The sequence below is a fragment of the Jannaschia sp. Os4 genome, assembly GCF_016820245.1.
Classification (GTDB): domain Bacteria; phylum Pseudomonadota; class Alphaproteobacteria; order Rhodobacterales; family Rhodobacteraceae; genus Jannaschia.
The window spans coordinates 478,649-493,809 of the sequence record NZ_JAFCAR010000003.1; the positions used below are offsets into that span (position 1 = coordinate 478,649).

General features: G+C 74.2%; 15 protein-coding genes. 14 read left to right on the forward strand and 1 reads right to left on the reverse strand.

The window, feature by feature from the left end; translation table 11 throughout:
• The first annotated feature begins 8 nt into the window (after positions 1-8).
• The 4 genes from JQC91_RS07340 to JQC91_RS07355 all read left to right on the forward strand — a co-directional run bounded on the left by JQC91_RS07340 (position 9) and on the right by JQC91_RS07355 (position 4,175).
• Positions 9-689: a DNA alkylation repair protein gene (locus tag JQC91_RS07340; protein WP_203286151.1), complete on the forward strand. Its 681-nt coding sequence runs from the start codon at positions 9-11 to the stop codon at positions 687-689.
• Positions 690-805: 116 nt separating this feature from the next.
• On the forward strand, positions 806-1,390 hold the full coding sequence (locus tag JQC91_RS07345; protein WP_203286152.1) for a hypothetical protein: 585 nt from the start codon (positions 806-808) through the stop codon (positions 1,388-1,390).
• Positions 1,391-1,497: 107 nt separating this feature from the next.
• Positions 1,498-2,748: an aspartate kinase gene (locus JQC91_RS07350; protein ID WP_203286153.1), complete on the forward strand. Its 1,251-nt coding sequence runs from the start codon at positions 1,498-1,500 to the stop codon at positions 2,746-2,748.
• Between the two features lie 257 nt (positions 2,749-3,005).
• Positions 3,006-4,175: a DegT/DnrJ/EryC1/StrS family aminotransferase gene (locus tag JQC91_RS07355; RefSeq protein WP_203286154.1), complete on the forward strand. Its 1,170-nt coding sequence runs from the start codon at positions 3,006-3,008 to the stop codon at positions 4,173-4,175.
• Positions 4,176-4,178: 3 nt separating this feature from the next.
• Here the strand turns inward: JQC91_RS07355 and JQC91_RS07360 are convergent, their stop codons facing one another.
• A complete protein-coding gene (locus JQC91_RS07360; RefSeq protein ID WP_203286155.1) occupies positions 4,179-5,018 on the reverse strand; it encodes a hypothetical protein in 840 nt (279 codons plus the stop codon).
• 108 nt (positions 5,019-5,126) lie between these two features.
• Here JQC91_RS07360 and JQC91_RS07365 point away from each other — a divergent pair, with 108 nt between their 5' ends.
• The 10 genes from JQC91_RS07365 (at position 5,127) to JQC91_RS07410 (ending at position 15,043) form a co-directional block, all read left to right on the forward strand.
• The gene (locus JQC91_RS07365; RefSeq protein ID WP_203286469.1) at positions 5,127-6,290 is read left to right on the forward strand and encodes an isovaleryl-CoA dehydrogenase; all 1,164 of its coding nucleotides are present in this window, start codon (positions 5,127-5,129) and stop codon (positions 6,288-6,290) included.
• Between the two features lie 62 nt (positions 6,291-6,352).
• Positions 6,353-6,814, forward strand: coding sequence for a DUF1622 domain-containing protein (locus JQC91_RS07370; RefSeq protein WP_238941366.1), 462 nt, complete (start codon positions 6,353-6,355; stop codon positions 6,812-6,814).
• A gap of 255 nt (positions 6,815-7,069) precedes the next feature.
• Positions 7,070-7,537, forward strand: a complete 468-nt coding sequence (locus JQC91_RS07375) for a lysozyme inhibitor LprI family protein (RefSeq protein WP_203286156.1) — start codon at positions 7,070-7,072, stop codon at positions 7,535-7,537.
• A complete protein-coding gene (locus JQC91_RS07380; protein ID WP_203286157.1) occupies positions 7,534-9,141 on the forward strand; it encodes a carboxyl transferase domain-containing protein in 1,608 nt (535 codons plus the stop codon). Before JQC91_RS07375 ends, JQC91_RS07380 begins: the two co-directional genes overlap by 4 nt.
• Before the next feature lie 234 nt (positions 9,142-9,375).
• Entirely contained in the window at positions 9,376-9,549 is a 174-nt protein-coding gene (locus JQC91_RS07385; protein WP_203286158.1) for a hypothetical protein, read from the forward strand.
• Between the two features lie 16 nt (positions 9,550-9,565).
• Positions 9,566-10,183: a hypothetical protein gene (locus JQC91_RS07390; protein ID WP_203286159.1), complete on the forward strand. Its 618-nt coding sequence runs from the start codon at positions 9,566-9,568 to the stop codon at positions 10,181-10,183.
• Positions 10,183-12,123 carry a biotin carboxylase N-terminal domain-containing protein gene (locus JQC91_RS07395; RefSeq protein ID WP_203286160.1) on the forward strand — a complete coding sequence of 647 codons (1,941 nt, stop codon included), beginning with the start codon at positions 10,183-10,185 and terminating at the stop codon, positions 12,121-12,123. Before JQC91_RS07390 ends, JQC91_RS07395 begins: the two co-directional genes overlap by 1 nt.
• Positions 12,120-12,989: a hydroxymethylglutaryl-CoA lyase gene (locus JQC91_RS07400; protein WP_203286161.1), complete on the forward strand. Its 870-nt coding sequence runs from the start codon at positions 12,120-12,122 to the stop codon at positions 12,987-12,989. The genes JQC91_RS07395 and JQC91_RS07400 overlap by 4 nt, the downstream gene beginning before the upstream one ends.
• Positions 12,986-13,759: a crotonase/enoyl-CoA hydratase family protein gene (locus JQC91_RS07405; RefSeq protein ID WP_203286162.1), complete on the forward strand. Its 774-nt coding sequence runs from the start codon at positions 12,986-12,988 to the stop codon at positions 13,757-13,759. The genes JQC91_RS07400 and JQC91_RS07405 overlap by 4 nt, the downstream gene beginning before the upstream one ends.
• Positions 13,760-13,828: 69 nt before the next feature.
• On the forward strand, positions 13,829-15,043 hold the full coding sequence (locus JQC91_RS07410; RefSeq protein WP_203286163.1) for a lytic murein transglycosylase: 1,215 nt from the start codon (positions 13,829-13,831) through the stop codon (positions 15,041-15,043).
• The last annotated feature ends 118 nt before the right edge of the window (positions 15,044-15,161 follow it).

The window sequence follows — 15,161 nt, forward strand, 5'->3', positions numbered from 1 at the left end:
CGCCCGCGATGACCGGCGACGAGGCCCTCGCGGCCCTGCGCGCGGCGGGCGACCCGGCGAAGGCCGCGAAGGACGCGGCCTACCACAGGACCGAGCGCCCGACCTGGGGGGTGCCGGGCGACGCGCTGGCGGAGATGACGACGGCGTGGCGGCGGTCGCTGCCGCTGGAGGAGCGGCTCGCGGTGGCCCGGGCGCTGTGGGCCGACGGGGCGCACGACGCTCGGATCGCCGCGCCCAAGCTCCTCGCGCAGGCCCGCATCCGCGAGGACGCGGAGGTGTGGGCCCTGCTGGCCTCGTGGGTGCCCGACTTCGACGGCTGGGCCGTCGCGGACACCGTCTGCGGGGCCATCGCCAAGCGGCTGGTGGCCGAGCCGTCGCGGCTCGACGTGGTGGAGGGCTGGGTCGGGGCGGAGCATCTCTGGACCAAGCGCGCGGCGCTGGTGGCGACCCTGCCGTGGACCAAGCGGCGCCACCCCTCCGAGGCGGAGCGGGCCACGCGCGAGAGGGTGCTGGGCTGGGCGGCGACCTGCGTCTCCGACGACCGCTGGTTCGTCCAGAAGGCCGTCGCATGGTGGCTGCGCGACCTGTCGCGGCGGGATCCGGCGCGGGTGGCCGCGTTCCTCGACCGGCATGGCGACGCGATGGCCCCCTTCGCCCGGCGCGAGGCGGCGCGGCTGTTGCCGGGCTGAGGACGGCCTGTTTCCCCATGCGCGGCGCCGACCACACCGGCGCCACATCCGCTGCACACCGGCGCCGCGCCGCGCGGGCAGGACCGCTCCTCGAAGCGCGTGAGCGAGGAGATGTCATGTTCGGGTTCCTGAAGGGCGAGGCGGGGGCGGTCACCGTCGACTGGGTGGTGATGACCGTCGCCGTCGCGGGGATCGGGACCGCCGTCGTCGCGTGGACGCAGTTCGGCAACGGCACCTCCCCGACCGATCGCGCGGACGCCCAGTTCGACAGCTACATGGGCCCGTCGCCGAACGGGAACGGCCCGTCCATCCCGCCGCGCCCGGTCCGGGTCGAGGAGACGTCGGCCCCCACCGTCCTCCCGGAGGCGCCGCTCCCGCCCGTGGAGGAGACGGGGCCGGACTACGGCGGATACAACTTCGCCGCCTATCAGCCGAGCTACCTCAACCCCACCAGCTACAGCACCGAGCTGATCCCGCTGATCGAGGGGTACTCGACCGCGTCCATCCTCTACGACGTCCAGGAGATCTACGATGCGGCGGTCTCGGCCATCGGCAACTACCCCGGCAGCGACTATGCCGACTTCTGGGTCGACGCGGTCGCCGCGACGCTGACCGTCCTCGACGAGCGGGGCGAGCCGAACGTCGAGAACCACGCCGAGATCGTCGAGACCTTGGCCGAGGCCGGCTACATCGCGTTCTGACCGGAGCGCCGGGCAGGGCGGGTTGCGCCCCCCCGGCCCCTCGCCTAACAGGCGCCCCGTCCGCGCGCCCGACCCTCCGGCGTGCCCCGCACCCGGAGCCTCCGCCGATGGCGCGCACCCGTCTCGTGATGAAGTTCGGCGGCACGTCCGTCGCCAACCTCGACCGCATCCGCCGGGTCGCCAAGCGCGTGGGCCGCGAGGTGGGCGCGGGCCACGACGTGATCGTCGTCGTGTCGGCCATGTCGGGCAAGACCAACGAGCTGGTGGGCTGGGTCGACGAGGCGTCGGGCGGGCAGGGCTTCTACGACGCGCGCGAGTACGACGCGGTGGTCTCGTCGGGCGAGAACGTGACCGCCGGGCTGCTGGCCTTGGTGCTGCAGGAGAACGGGATCGACGCGCGCTCGTGGCAGGGCTGGCAGGTGCCGCTCAAGACCACGTCGGCGCACGGCTCGGCGCGGATCGAGGAGATCCCGACCGCCAACCTCGACGCCAAGTTCGCAGACGGGATGCGCGTGGCCGTGGTCGCGGGCTTCCAGGGGATCAGCCCCGAGGGCCGGATCACGACGCTGGGGCGCGGCGGCTCGGACACGACCGCCGTGGCCTTCGCCGCCGCGTTCGACGCGGTGCGCTGCGACATCTACACGGACGTGGACGGGGTCTACACGACCGACCCCCGGATCACGTCTAAGGCGCGCAAGCTCGACCGCATCGCCTTCGAGGAGATGCTGGAGCTGGCCTCGCTGGGGGCCAAGGTGCTCCAAACGCGGTCGGTCGAGCTTGCGATGCGCTACGACGTGACGCTGCGCGTCCTGTCGTCGTTCGAGGAGATGGGCGAGGGCGCCGGGACGCTGGTCTGCCCCGAGGAGGACATCGTGGAGAGCAACGTGGTGAGCGGCGTGGCCTACAGCCGCGACGAGGCGCAGATGACCCTGATCGGGGTGCAGGACCGGCCCGGCGTGTCGGCGGCGATCTTCGGCCCCTTGGCGCAGGCGGGCGTCGTGGTCGACATGATCGTCCAGAACATCGCCGAGGACGGGCGCACGGACATGACCTTCTCGGTCCCCGTCGCGCAGGTCCCGCTGGCGACCAAGGCGATGGAGGGGGCGAAGGGCTCGGGCGACCTCGAGTTCGCGGAGATCGTGGCCGACACCGAGGTGGCCAAGGTCTCGGTGGTGGGCATCGGGATGCGCTCCCATGCGGGCGTGGCGGCCACGATGTTCGCGGCGCTGCGGGACTTCGGGGTGAACATCAAGGTGATCACCACCTCCGAGATCAAGATCAGCGTCCTGATCGACCGGAAGTTCATGGAGCTGGCGGTGCAGGCGCTCCACGACGCGTTCGGGCTGGAGAAGGCCTGACCCCGCGCCGGGGGGGGGGCGCCTTCGGCCCCTCCCTCGCCCCCATGCGGCAGGCGGCGTTGCGCGGATCGCCTGCGTCCGATCCCCGCGCCCGCGCGTTGTGGGGCATGGTCGACCTGCCCACCCTCGTCCCCTTCGCCCTCTCGTGGGGATGGACCGCGATCGTGGCGGCCAAGCTGGGCGTGGCGGTCTGGGCGCTGGTCGCCCTGACCCGACGCGCCGCTTGACGTCGCGCGCCGCCGCGCCCTGATGGGCGGATGGAGCGGTTCGACAAGTCCTTCACCCGGCAGGAGCCGATCCCCGACGACGCCATCGCGGCCGCCGTCGAGGTGATGCGCTCGGGCGCCCTGCACCGGTACGGGGCGGACCCGTCGCAGGTCGCGGCCCTCGAGTCGGAGTTCGCGGCCTCGGTTGGGTCGCGCTACTGCGTCGCGGTCGCGTCCGGCGGCTACGCCATGCGCGCCGCGCTGGCCGCGCTGGGGGTGGGGCCGGGCGACCCGGTGCTGACGAACGGCTGGACCTTGGCGCCCGTGCCGGGCGCCATCGCCGCGCTGGGCGCGCGGCCCGTGCTGGTCGAGACGACCGGGCGGCTGGTGATCGACCTGCGCGACCTCGCGGGGAAGCTCGACCGGGCCAAGGTGCTGCTGCTGTCGCACATGCGCGGCCACCTCGCGGACATGCCCGCGCTGACGCGGCTGTGCGACGACGCGGGCGTCGCGGTGGTCGAGGACTGCGCGCACACGATGGGGGCCGACTGGGACGGGCGGCCCTCGGGGACGTGGGGCGCGGTGGGCTGCTACTCGACCCAGACCTACAAGCACGTGAACGCGGGCGAGGGGGGGCTGGCGGTCACGGACGACGCGGACCTCGCGGCGAAGATGGTGCTGCTGTCGGGATCCTACATGCTCTACGAGCGGCACGGCGCGGCGCCCGACGCGTCCGTGTTCGAGCGCCACCGCGACGTCGTCCCCAACGTGTCGGGCCGCATGGACGAACTGCGCGCGGCGATCCTGCGCCCGCAGGTGGCGGCGCTGCCCGCGCGGCGCGAGGCCTGGAACCTGCGCTACCGGCTGCTGGAGGACGGGTTGCGCGACGCGCCGGGCCTCGCCGTCGTGCCGCGCCCGCAGGCGGAGGGCTACGTCGGCTCCTCGATCCAAGTGCTGGCGGACGACCCGGCCCGCGTCCCCGGCTTCGTCGCGGGCTGCGCGGCGCGGGGGGTCGAGTGGAAGTGGTTCGGCGGGGACCGCGCGGTGGGCTTCACCTCGGCGCACCGGCACTGGGGCTACGTGGCGCCGCAGGATTTGCCGCGCACGGACGCGGTGCTGGCGCGGCTGCTCGACATGCGGGTGCCGCTGACCTTCGACGCGGCCGACTGCGCCGCGATCGGGCGGATCGTGCGCGAGGAGGCGGCGCGCACGCTGGCCTGACGGTCAGGACGCGGCGCCCTCGCCCGGCGGGGCGTCCGAGAGGCGGCGATACAGGCTCTCCGCCGAGCCGGGATCGGCCGGCACGTCGATGGGCTGCGTCGCCTCCACGGGCAGTTCGGGCGGCGCGTCGATGGCGCCGGGCAGGGGGAGCCGGTGGGCGAGGATGTCCACCGGCCGCGGCAGCGGCGCGCCCACGCGCCCCCGCAGCCGCGACAGGAGGCTGCCCCCGCCCTCGGGCGGGGGGGCGGGCGCCCGGGGCGGCGCGGGCCTCGGGCGGGGCGGGGCCGGGGGCGGCGGGGCCGAGGACATGGGCATCTCGCCCGTGCCGAACGGGGTCACCGCCGGTCCGCCCATGAACCGCTGCCCCGCCTTGGCCGCCCGCCACGCCGCGTTGCGCTCCCGCACCCGCAGGAGCAGCTGGCCGGGCGAGTAGTCCTGCGGAGACCCGAGCTTGGCGGCATGGGCGGCGAGCTCCGAGCAGAACCACTTGCCCGGCGTCTCGCGGCGGGCGTTGAACATGTGGCTGAGGATCAGGCCGCGCAGGTCGTAGCCCTTGTCGGTCTCCGCCAGCGCGCGGGCCCACGCCTCCTCGGGATCGACCCACTCCACGGCGACGTGGAACCATTGGCCCGGCTCGAAGCGCACCTCGCGCCGCCGCACCTCGAACCCCTCGGCGATGGTCGCCGCGATGCACTCGCACCGCGCCCCGTCGCCGGGCCGGTCGCCGGGGCGGACGATCTCGACGTGGCTGACCCGCGAGTTGGACCACATCCGGATGAAGCGATGCACCATCGAGGGCGGGCCGTAGTAGAACGACAGATGGAGGAGGTCGGGCTGAATCATCGCGGGTCCCACTCGAATGCCGGGGCACGATGCCGTGGGACCGGGCGTGCGGCAACGCTGGACCATGCGGGCGGCGGCGTCCTATCCCCGGAGGCGGAGGTGACGCCGATGTTCAACGCGACGATGACGTTCGATCTGGGGGAGGACGTGAACGCCCTGCGCGAGATGGTGCACCGCTGGGCGCAGGAGCGGGTCGCGCCGATCGCGGCGGACGTGGACCGCGACAACGCCTTCCCCCACGACCTGTGGGCCGAGATGGGGGAGTTGGGCCTGCTGGGCATCACGGTGCCCGAGGCGGATGGCGGCGCGGGGATGGGCTACCTCGCCCACGTGATCGCGGTCGAGGAGATCGCGCGCGCCTCGGCCTCCGTCAGCCTGTCCTACGGGGCGCACTCCAACCTCTGCGTGAACCAGATCGCGCTGAACGGGACGGCGGAGCAGAAGGCCAAGTACCTGCCGGGGCTGATCTCGGGCGAGCATGTCGGCGCGCTGGCCATGTCCGAGGCGGGGTCCGGCTCGGACGTGGTGTCGATGAGGCTGTCGGCCGAGAAGCGCAACGACCGCTACGTGCTGAACGGGACGAAGTACTGGATCACCAACGGGCCGGACGCGGACGTGCTGGTGGTCTACGCCAAGACGGACCCGGATGCCGGGTCCAAGGGGATCACGGCCTTCCTGATCGAGCGGGCGATGGCGGGCTTCTCCACCTCCAAGCACTTCGACAAGCTGGGGATGCGCGGCTCCAACACCGCCGAGCTGGTGTTCGAGGACGTCGAGGTGCCGTTCGAGAACGTGCTGGGCGAGGAGGGGCGCGGCGTCCGCGTCCTGATGTCCGGCCTTGACTACGAGCGCGTGGTCCTCGCGGGCATCGGCACCGGCATCATGGCCGCCTGCCTCGACCACGTCATGCCCTACATGTCGGAGCGCAGGCAGTTCGGGCAGCGGATCGGGGACTTCCAGCTGATGCAGGGCAAGATCGCGGACATGTACACCGCGATGAACTCGGCCCGCGCCTACGTCTACGAGGTGGCGAAGGCCTGCGACGCGGGGCGGGTGACGCGGGCCGACGCGGCCGCCTGCGTGCTCTATTCCTCCGAGGAGGCGATGAAGCAGGCGCACCAGGCGGTGCAGGCGATGGGCGGCGCGGGCTTCCTCTCCGACAGCCCCGTCTCCCGCATCTTCCGCGACGCCAAGCTGATGGAGATCGGGGCGGGCACGTCCGAGATCCGCCGGATGCTGGTGGGCCGGGAGATGATGGCGGCGATGGGCTGAGGCCGCCTCGCAGGCCGCGGCCCGCGCGCTAGGTCGCGGGCGGACCAGCGCGAGGAGGTTCCATGGAGCACGACGGGGACGCGGCCGATCCGGACGTCATGGCCGCCGAGGTCGAGGGCGAGGGGCCGATCCGCTTCCTCGACTACGTGCGCGAGGACTCCGTGCTGCACGGGCAGGTCGACTGGCTGGTGCACGGGATGGAGTATGCCGCCGCCGGCATCGACATCTTCGCCTGCCTCGTCCTGCTGCTCGGGGGGCTCCGGTTCGTCGCGGGCTTCGTGCGGGCCGAGGTCAGCCGCGACGCCGAGCGGCGCGTGAAGGGCGTCAACATGGAGCGGGTCGAGCTGGGCCGCTACATCCTCGCCGGGCTGGAGCTGCTGATCGTGTCGGACATCATCCACACGGCGCTGAGCCTCGCGATGGCCGACCTCGTGTTCCTCGGGCTGCTGGTGGTGATCCGCTCGCTGATCTCCTTCTTCCTCGACCGGGAGCTGAAGGAGGTGAAGGCGGAGCTTCGGGAGTAGGCGGCGGCGTGGGGAGGGCACGACAAGCTGAGGATGCCCCGCGCGTTCTCCTTTGCGGTCGCGGGCGCGCGGCGCACACGGACGGCCCGCGGCGCCGCGATCCCCTCGACGGACCGGCCGGGGAAGGGCGGCGTCGCCCCGGCGCGCGGAGGCGGGCGTCGAGGGGCCGGGACCGGAAAACCCGTGACAAGGGGGACGGACCGCGAAGGCGGGTGCGCGGTGGTTGGCGCCCGCTCCGGCTGCTAGATCGACCAGATGACCCTTCTCCGCGTTCTCGTCCTCCTCGCCGCCTCCGCAACCCCCGTGCTCGCGGACGGATTCACGCCGCAGCCGATCCTCGCATGCCTCAACGCGGGCGGCACGCGGGGCTGCGTGGGCCTTGGCGCCGAGCTCTGCGCGCGTGATGCGTCTCAGGCCACCCGGGGCCATTGTCTGGCGGGCGAGGGTGAGTGGTGGACGAAGCAGCTGACCCCGGCCTTCGCCCGGCACCTAGGCCTGTTCGAGCAACGCCACGGCAGCGGTCCTGCGGGAGCGGCGGCCGTTCGCACGCTGCGGCAAGAAGAAGTCGCATGGCACGCCTACAAGGCCGCCCGTTGCGATCACGTCGGAGCGTCGTTCCTTGGTGGTAGCGGAACGGGGAACGCTCATGCAGGGTGCGATCTGGAGATGACCGCCGAGCGCACGCTCCACCACTGGGACGCGATCAACCGAATGGCCCGATGAAGCTTACCTCCACCCTGTCCCCCGCCTCTGACGAGGCCCGCGCCAACCGCGCCGCCCACGAGGCCGCGCTGGCCGAGATCGCGGACGCCGCCGCATGGGCCGCCGCCGGGGGCGGCGAGGCGGCGCGGGAGCGCCACGTGTCCCGCGGCAAGATGCTCCCGCGGGAGCGGGTGGCGAACCTGCTCGACCCCGGCTCGCCCTTCCTTGAGGTGGGGCTCTTTGCAGGGCACGGGATGTACGACGGCGCGGCGCCCGGCGGGGGCGCCATAGCGGGCGTTGGCCGGGTGCACGGGCGCGACGTCATGGTCGTGTGCAACGACGCGACGGTGAAGGGCGGCACCTACTATCCCGTCACGGTCAAGAAGCACCTGCGGGCGCAGGAGATCGCCGAGGCGTGCCGCCTTCCCTGCGTCTACCTCGTCGACTCGGGCGGGGCGAACCTGCCCAACCAGGACGAGGTGTTCCCCGACCGCGACCACTTCGGGCGCATCTTCTTCAACCAAGCGCGGATGTCGGCGAAGGGCATCGCCCAGATCGCCGTGGTGATGGGCTCGTGCACGGCGGGCGGCGCCTACGTCCCCGCCATGTCGGACGTCTCGATCATCGTCCGGGAGCAGGGGACGATCTTCCTCGCCGGGCCGCCCTTGGTGAAGGCCGCGACGGGTGAGGTCGTGTCCGCCGAGGATCTCGGCGGGGGCGACGTGCACACGCGGCTCAGTGGGGTGGCCGACTACCTCGCCGAGGACGACGCGCACGCCCTGGCGCTGGCGCGGGAGGCCGTACGGAACGTGAAGACCGACCTCGGAGGTCCGTACGTTTCGTACGAGACTCCCGAATTGCCGGCCTACGACCCCGACGAACTGCTCGACATCGTGCCGGTGCAGCATACGCGGCCCTACGACATCCGCGAGGTCATCGCGCGGATCGTCGACGGCTCCCGCTTCGACGAGTTCAAGGCCCGCTTCGGCGAGACGTTGGTCACGGGCTTCGCCCATCTCGACGGCATCCCCGTGGGCATCGTGGCCAACAACGGCGTGCTGTTCAGCGAGGCCGCCCAGAAGGGCGCGCACTTCGTCCAGCTCTGCTCGCAGCGGGGCATCCCTTTGATATTCCTGCAGAACATCACCGGCTTCATGGTGGGCCGCAAGTACGAGAACGAGGGGATCGCCCGCCACGGCGCCAAGATGGTGACGGCGGTGGCCTGCACGGAGGTGCCCAAGGTCACGATGCTGGTCGGCGGCTCCTTCGGGGCGGGCAACTACGGCATGGCGGGCCGCGCCTACGACCCGCGCTTCCTGTGGACGTGGCCCAACTCGCGCATCTCCGTCATGGGCGGCGCGCAGGCCGCCGGTGTGCTCGCCACCGTCCGCCGAGATGCCCTTGAACGCAAAGGGGAATCTTGGTCCGCCGAGGACGAGGCCGCGTTCAAGCGGCCCACCATCGACCAGTTCGAGCGCCAGTCCCACCCGCTCTACGCCTCCGCGCGGCTCTGGGACGACGGGATCGTGGACCCGCGCCGGTCGCGGGAGGTCTTGGCCCTCAGCCTGCGCGCGGCGCTCAACGCCCCCGTCGAGGAGACGCGCTTCGGCGTGTTCCGGATGTGAGGCGCCTGTCCGCCCCGCGCCGCCGGCCCGCCCCGATCCGGCCCCGCGCCGGCCACCCCGGTCCGGCAGCACGGTCCTATGACCGAAGCCGCCCCCATCCGACCCCGGCGCATCCGGCCCCATGGCGGGGACGAGGCGCGCCGCCGCCTCTCGCGCCCCGGCCCCGCAGCGGAACCGGCGCGCCCGGCCCCGTCCCGCGCGTGGCGTCCGCCCGCATGGCCCCTGCACCTCATCGTGGCGCTCCTGATGCTCGGCGGCGCCCATGCGGTGGCCGCCTCCAAGGCGCCCGTCCCCGCCGCGGGCGCCCTTCCGGCCCCCTCGGTCGCGGTCGCGCCGCCCGTCCCCGGATGCGGCCCGCGGCGCACGATGCGCGGCGCCATCCGCTTCGAGGCGCCGCCGACCTGCTGACCCCCCGGAGGACGGCATGATCCCCCGCATCCCGCGGCGCCGGGGGCCGGAGGTGCCCGTCTGGATCGTCCACCCGCGCGGCGGCGGCCCGTCGCCGGACCGATACGAGCTGGTGTTCGACTTCGCCGCTTGGGTCGAGGCCATCGGGCGGCGCGGCCCGGCGCCCCGCCTCGTGGCATGGGCGGGCGTGGCCGAGATGGATCGCCGCGGGCTGGCCCAGTCCCTGCGCCGTGCCGTCGCCTCCGAGTTCGACGCCGCCCGCTTGGCCTTGGAGGCCGACGCCGACACGGTGCCGGTCTCGGCCTTGGGCGCCCTCGCGGGCCTCGCGGTCCAAGGCGCGTCGGTGCTGCTGCGGACCAATCCGGTGGGCCTCGTGGTCGGGACGGCGATCACGGTGGGCAGCCTCGCGCTCGGTCGCCGCCGCCCGCCGGAGCCGGACGCCGCCCGCCTCGAGAAGCGCATCGCCCGCGTGCAGGCCGCGACCGAGGCGGCGCTGCCGGGGCTCGAGCTGCGCCTGCACCGCGACCTCTACGCCCACGCGTGGGCCGGGTCCGAGGGCGGGCGGCTGACGGGGATGGACTACGACGCGTGGCCGGTGCCGCTACCGGTGCGGCGCGCGATGGGGGAGGTTTGATGTTCCGCAAGATCCTGATCGCCAACCGGGGCGAGATCGCGTGCCGGGTCATCGACACCTGCCGCCGGATGGGGGTGGCGACGGTCGCGGTGCATTCGGACGTCGACGCGGGGGCGCGGCACGTCGAGATGGCCGACGAGGCGGTCGGCTTGGGCGGTGCGGCGCCCGCCGACAGCTACCTGCGCGGCGACGCGGTGATTGCGGCGGCGAAGGCGACGGGGGCCGAGGCGATCCATCCGGGCTACGGCTTCCTGTCCGAGAACCCGGGCTTCGTGGAGGCGGTCGAGGCGGCGGGGCTGGTCTTCATCGGGCCGTCGGCGGAGGCCATCCGGGCGATGGGCCTGAAGGACGCCGCCAAGCGCGCGATGATCGAGGCGGGCGTGCCCGTCGTGCCGGGCTACCAAGGCGAGGATCAGGACGACGCGACGCTCTTGGCTGAGGCGAAGGGGATCGGCTGGCCCGTGCTGATCAAGGCCGTCGCGGGCGGCGGCGGCAAGGGGATGCGCGCGGTGGAGCGCGAGGGCGAGTTCGCCGACGCGCTGGAGGCGGCGCGGTCCGAGGCGGCCAAGGCGTTCGGGGACGACCGCGTGCTGATCGAGAAGCTCGTCGCCACGCCGCGCCACATCGAGGTGCAGGTCTTCGGCGACGGGACGCGGGCGGTGCACCTGTTCGAGCGGGACTGCTCGCTCCAGCGGCGCCACCAGAAGGTGATCGAGGAGGCCCCCGCGCCGGGCATGACCGCCGAGATGCGGGAGGCGATGGGCGCGGCCGCCGTGCGCGCGGCGGAGGCCATCGGCTACGCGGGCGCGGGGACGGTGGAGTTCATCGTGGACGCGTCCGAGGGGCTCCGGCCCGACCGCTTCTACTTTATGGAGATGAACACGCGGCTCCAAGTGGAGCACCCCGTGACCGAGGCGGTAACGGGCGTGGACCTCGTGGAGTGGATGCTGCGCGTTGCCTCGGGCGAGGCGCTGTGGGTGGCGCAGGACCACCTGTCCATCACCGGGCATTCCTTCGAGGCGCGGCTCTACGCGGAGGATCCGGCGGCGGGGTTCCTGCCACAGACCGGCACGTTGCACCGGCTGCGCTTCGGTGACGCGCGCATCGAGACGGGCGTGCGCGAGGGGGACGCGGTGAGCCCGTGGTACGACCCGATGATCGCCAAGGTGGTCACGCACGGGCCGACCCGGGGCGCGGCGCTGAACGCGCTGGAGCGGGCCTTGGCGGGCACGCAGGTGGCGGGGGTGGCGACGAACCTCGCCTTCCTGCGGCGGCTGTGCCGTCACGCGGGCTTCGCTGCCGGAGAGGTGGACACGGGGTTGATCGGGCGGGACGGCGACGCGCTGACGCCCACGCCGGTGCCCTGCACCCGCACCAAGGCGCTGGCGGCGCTGGGCGCGCTGGGGCTGCAAGAGGGCGGGCCGCACGAGGGGGCGCACCTGTGGACGCCGCTGACGTGGACCGCGCGCATGATCCACTCGGGCGAGCCGGTCGAGGCGCGTGTGACCGTGCGGGGGGCGGGCGCGTTCGAGGTCGAGGTGGACGGCGTCCCCCACGCGGTCGCGCGCGGCTGGCGCGTCGATGGCGACCGGGTGGGCGCGGAGGTCGTGCCGGGGCCGGGGCGGGTCGACGTGTTCTGGGGCAACGCCTATTCCTTCGCGGTGCCCGACCCGCTGGACGTGGCCGCCGCCGCCGGGGCGGGGGCGGGCGTCGTCGAGGCGCCGATGCCGGGGCTGGTCAAGGCGGTGGACGTCGAGGTCGGGCAGACGGTGGCGGCGGGCGACCGGCTGGCCGTGCTGGAGGCGATGAAGATGGAGCATAGCCTGCGTGCCGCGGTGGACGGGACCGTGGCCGAGGTGCTGGTCGCCGCCGGGGACCAGGTGGAGGCGGGGGCCGCGCTGGTGCGGCTGGAGGACGGCGCGGCGGACGGCGCGCCATGAGTGTCTCCGGACCATCGAGGGACGCGGTCGAGATCTACGAGGTCGGGCCGCGCGACGGGCTGCAGAACGAGGCGCGGGCCATTCCGACGGCGGAGAAGGTCGCGCTGATCGACCTGCTGTCGCGGGCGGGGTTCCGGCACGTGGAGGCGGCGTCCTTCGTGTCGCCCAAATGGGTGCCGCAGATGGGCGACGCGGCGGAGGTGATGGCGGGGATCGCGCGGGTGCCGGGCGTGGCCTACGCGGCGCTGGCGCCGAACCTGCGCGGCTACGAGGGCGCTCGTGCGGCCGGCGTGGACGAGGTGGCGATCTTCGCCTCGGCCTCCGAGGGGTTCAGCCGGGCGAACCTGAACGCGTCGGTCGAGGAGTCGCTGGAGCGGTTCGCGCCCGTGGCCGAGGCGGCGCGGGCCGACGGGATGCCGCTGCGGGGCTACGTCTCCTGCGTGGTGGAGTGCCCGTTCGACGGCGCGGTGGCGCCGGGGGCGGTGGCGCGGGCCGTGGCGGCCCTGCGGGACATGGGGTGCCGGGAGGTCTCGCTGGGCGACACGATCGGGCGGGGGCGGCCCGAGGCCGTGGATGCGATGCTGGGCGCGGTGCTGGAGGAGATGGAGGCCCCGCGGCTGGCGGGGCATTTCCACGACACGGCCGGGCGGGCGCTCGAAAACGTGGACGTCGCGCTCGCGCGGGGCCTCCGGGTGTTCGACGCCGCCGTGGGCGGCTTGGGGGGCTGCCCCTATGCGCCGGGCGCGGCGGGGAACGTGGCGACGGAGGCGGTGCTGGACCATCTGGAGCGCGCCGGGTTCGCCACCGGCCTGGACCGGGCCTTGGTGGCCGAGGCGGCCGGGATGGCGAAGGGGATGCGCGGATGATCGAGACGGCGACCGACGACCGGGGCGTGACGACCGTCACGCTGGCGCGGCCGGAGATGCACAACGCGCTGGACGCCGCGACGATGGACGCGCTGACCGACTTCGCCGGCGGGGTGGTCGTGGGCGAGACCCGCGCGGTCGTCCTGACCGGGGCGGGGGCGTCCTTCTGCGCGGGGGGCGACCTCAACTGGATGCGGGCGCAGTTCGACGCCGCGCCCGACGCCCGCGATCGGGAGGCGCGGCGGCTGGCGGGGATGCTGGGCGCGCTGGATGCGATGCCCGTGCCGCTGATCGGGCGGGTGCAGGGCCAGGCCTTCGGCGGGGGCGTGGGGCTGATGGCCGTCTGCGACGTGGCGGTGGGCGTGGAGGACGCGCTGTTCGGCCTGACCGAGACGCGGCTGGGCCTGATCCCCGCGACGATCGGGCCCTACGTGGCGGCGCGGATGGGGCCGATGACGCGGCGGGTGTTCATGTCGTCGCGCCGCTTCGACGCGGCGGAGGCGGTGCGGCTCGGCCTGCTCGCGCGCGCGGTGCCCGCGGACGGGCTGGACGATGCCGTCGAGACGGAGGTCGCGCCCTACCTTTCCTGCGCGCCGGGCGCGGTGGCGGACGCGAAGGCGCTGGCCCGCCGCCTGTCGGGGGCGGCGACCGCGGCGGAGGTGGACCTGTCGGTCGAGGCGCTGGCCGCACGGTGGCGGGACGCGGAGGCGCGCGAGGGGGTGGGCGCCTTCTTCGACAAGCGGCGCCCGGCATGGGCGGCGAAACGCTGACCCCGCCCATCCCCCGCTGACCCCGGCGGGACGGCGCGGTATCGGAGCGGAAAACGGGGGAGCGGGCGGATGGCCACCAGACGGGACATGATGCGCGGGATGGCCGCGATGGGCGGGGCGGCCGTGCTGGCGGGATGCAACGCGAGCGCGCAGACGGCCGCGCCCTCGTCGCGCTTCCGCGCGGTGCCGAACGCGGGCTACGACGCATGGGTCGCCGCCTACCGGGGCCGCGCGCAGGCGCGGGGCATCCCGGCGGGCGTGCTCGACGCGGCGTTCCGCGAGGCGGGCTTCGTCCCCGAGGTCGTGCGCCTCGACCGCAACCAGGCGGAGCGGCGGCGCTCGCTGGAGGACTACCTCGCGCTGACGGCCAACGAGGCGAAGGTCGCGCGGGGCCGCCCCGCGTTCCGCCGCATGGCCTCCACCCTCTCGGCCATCGAGGGGCGCTACGGCGTCCCCGCCCGCACCATCGCGGGCCTGTGGGGCGTCGAGAGCGACTTCGGCACGAAGCGGGGCGAGATCCCCGTGATCTCCGCCCTGTCGACGCTGGCCTTCGACGGGCGGCGCGGGGCCTATTTCGAGAGCGAGCTGACCAACGCGCTCCGCATCCTCGCGGCGGGCGACACCACGGCGGCGCGGATGCGCGGGTCGTGGGCGGGGGCGTCGGGCCACACGCAGTTCATGCCGTCCTCCTACCTCGAGCGGGCGGTCGACTTCGACGGCGACGGACGGCGCGACATCTGGGCGGACGACCCCACGGACGCGCTGGCCTCGGCGGCGAACTTCCTCGCCCGCGCGGGCTGGCGGCGCGGCCTGCCGTGGGGGCTGGAAGTGACGGGCGTGTCGGGCGGCGTGGGCCAGACGCGGGCGATGTCCGCATGGGCCGCCGCCGGCGCCCGTCCCGCGCAGGGCGGATCGCTGCCCGGCGGGTCGGGCACGCTGCTGCGCCCGCAGGCGGGCGGGCCGCTCCTGCTGGTGACCCCCAACTTCCGCGTGCTGCGGCGCTACAACCCGTCCGACAGCTACGCCATCGCGGTGGGCCACCTCGGCGACCGCGTGGCGGGGCAGGGGAATTTCGTCGCGGGCTTCGGCGCGGACGCGACCGGCCTGACGATCGACCAGCGCCGCACGCTGCAGGCCGGGCTGAACCGCGCGGGCTACGACGTCGGCACGCCCGACGGGGTGATCGGCGCCAAGACCACGGCGGCGATCGAGGCCTTCCAGCGCGACCGGGGCCTCGCGGTCACGGGCCTCCCGTCGCCGGACCTGCTGGCGGCGCTGCGCTGAGGCGCCGCCCGCGCGCGGAGCGGATGCGGCTTTGCACGACAGGGCCTTGCGGCCCGCGCCGTCGGGGCCACCTTGGGACCAGAACGCCCGTCACCCCCCGCGCCGCTCGGCGTCGCGG

Coding starts and splice junctions, on each gene's coding strand:
- JQC91_RS07400 (WP_203286161.1), top strand. CDS start 12,120: ATGAGTGTCTCCGGACCATCGAGGGACGCGGTCGAGATCTACGAGGTC.
- JQC91_RS07405 (WP_203286162.1), top strand. CDS start 12,986: ATGATCGAGACGGCGACCGACGACCGGGGCGTGACGACCGTCACGCTG.
- JQC91_RS07360 (WP_203286155.1), bottom strand. CDS start 5,018: ATGATTCAGCCCGACCTCCTCCATCTGTCGTTCTACTACGGCCCGCCC.
- JQC91_RS07395 (WP_203286160.1), top strand. CDS start 10,183: ATGTTCCGCAAGATCCTGATCGCCAACCGGGGCGAGATCGCGTGCCGG.
- JQC91_RS07355 (WP_203286154.1), top strand. CDS start 3,006: ATGGAGCGGTTCGACAAGTCCTTCACCCGGCAGGAGCCGATCCCCGAC.
- JQC91_RS07350 (WP_203286153.1), top strand. CDS start 1,498: ATGGCGCGCACCCGTCTCGTGATGAAGTTCGGCGGCACGTCCGTCGCC.
- JQC91_RS07365 (WP_203286469.1), top strand. CDS start 5,127: ATGTTCAACGCGACGATGACGTTCGATCTGGGGGAGGACGTGAACGCC.
- JQC91_RS07380 (WP_203286157.1), top strand. CDS start 7,534: ATGAAGCTTACCTCCACCCTGTCCCCCGCCTCTGACGAGGCCCGCGCC.
- JQC91_RS07370 (WP_238941366.1), top strand. CDS start 6,353: ATGGAGCACGACGGGGACGCGGCCGATCCGGACGTCATGGCCGCCGAG.
- JQC91_RS07340 (WP_203286151.1), top strand. CDS start 9: ATGACCGGCGACGAGGCCCTCGCGGCCCTGCGCGCGGCGGGCGACCCG.
- JQC91_RS07390 (WP_203286159.1), top strand. CDS start 9,566: ATGATCCCCCGCATCCCGCGGCGCCGGGGGCCGGAGGTGCCCGTCTGG.
- JQC91_RS07410 (WP_203286163.1), top strand. CDS start 13,829: ATGGCCACCAGACGGGACATGATGCGCGGGATGGCCGCGATGGGCGGG.
- JQC91_RS07375 (WP_203286156.1), top strand. CDS start 7,070: ATGACCCTTCTCCGCGTTCTCGTCCTCCTCGCCGCCTCCGCAACCCCC.
- JQC91_RS07345 (WP_203286152.1), top strand. CDS start 806: ATGTTCGGGTTCCTGAAGGGCGAGGCGGGGGCGGTCACCGTCGACTGG.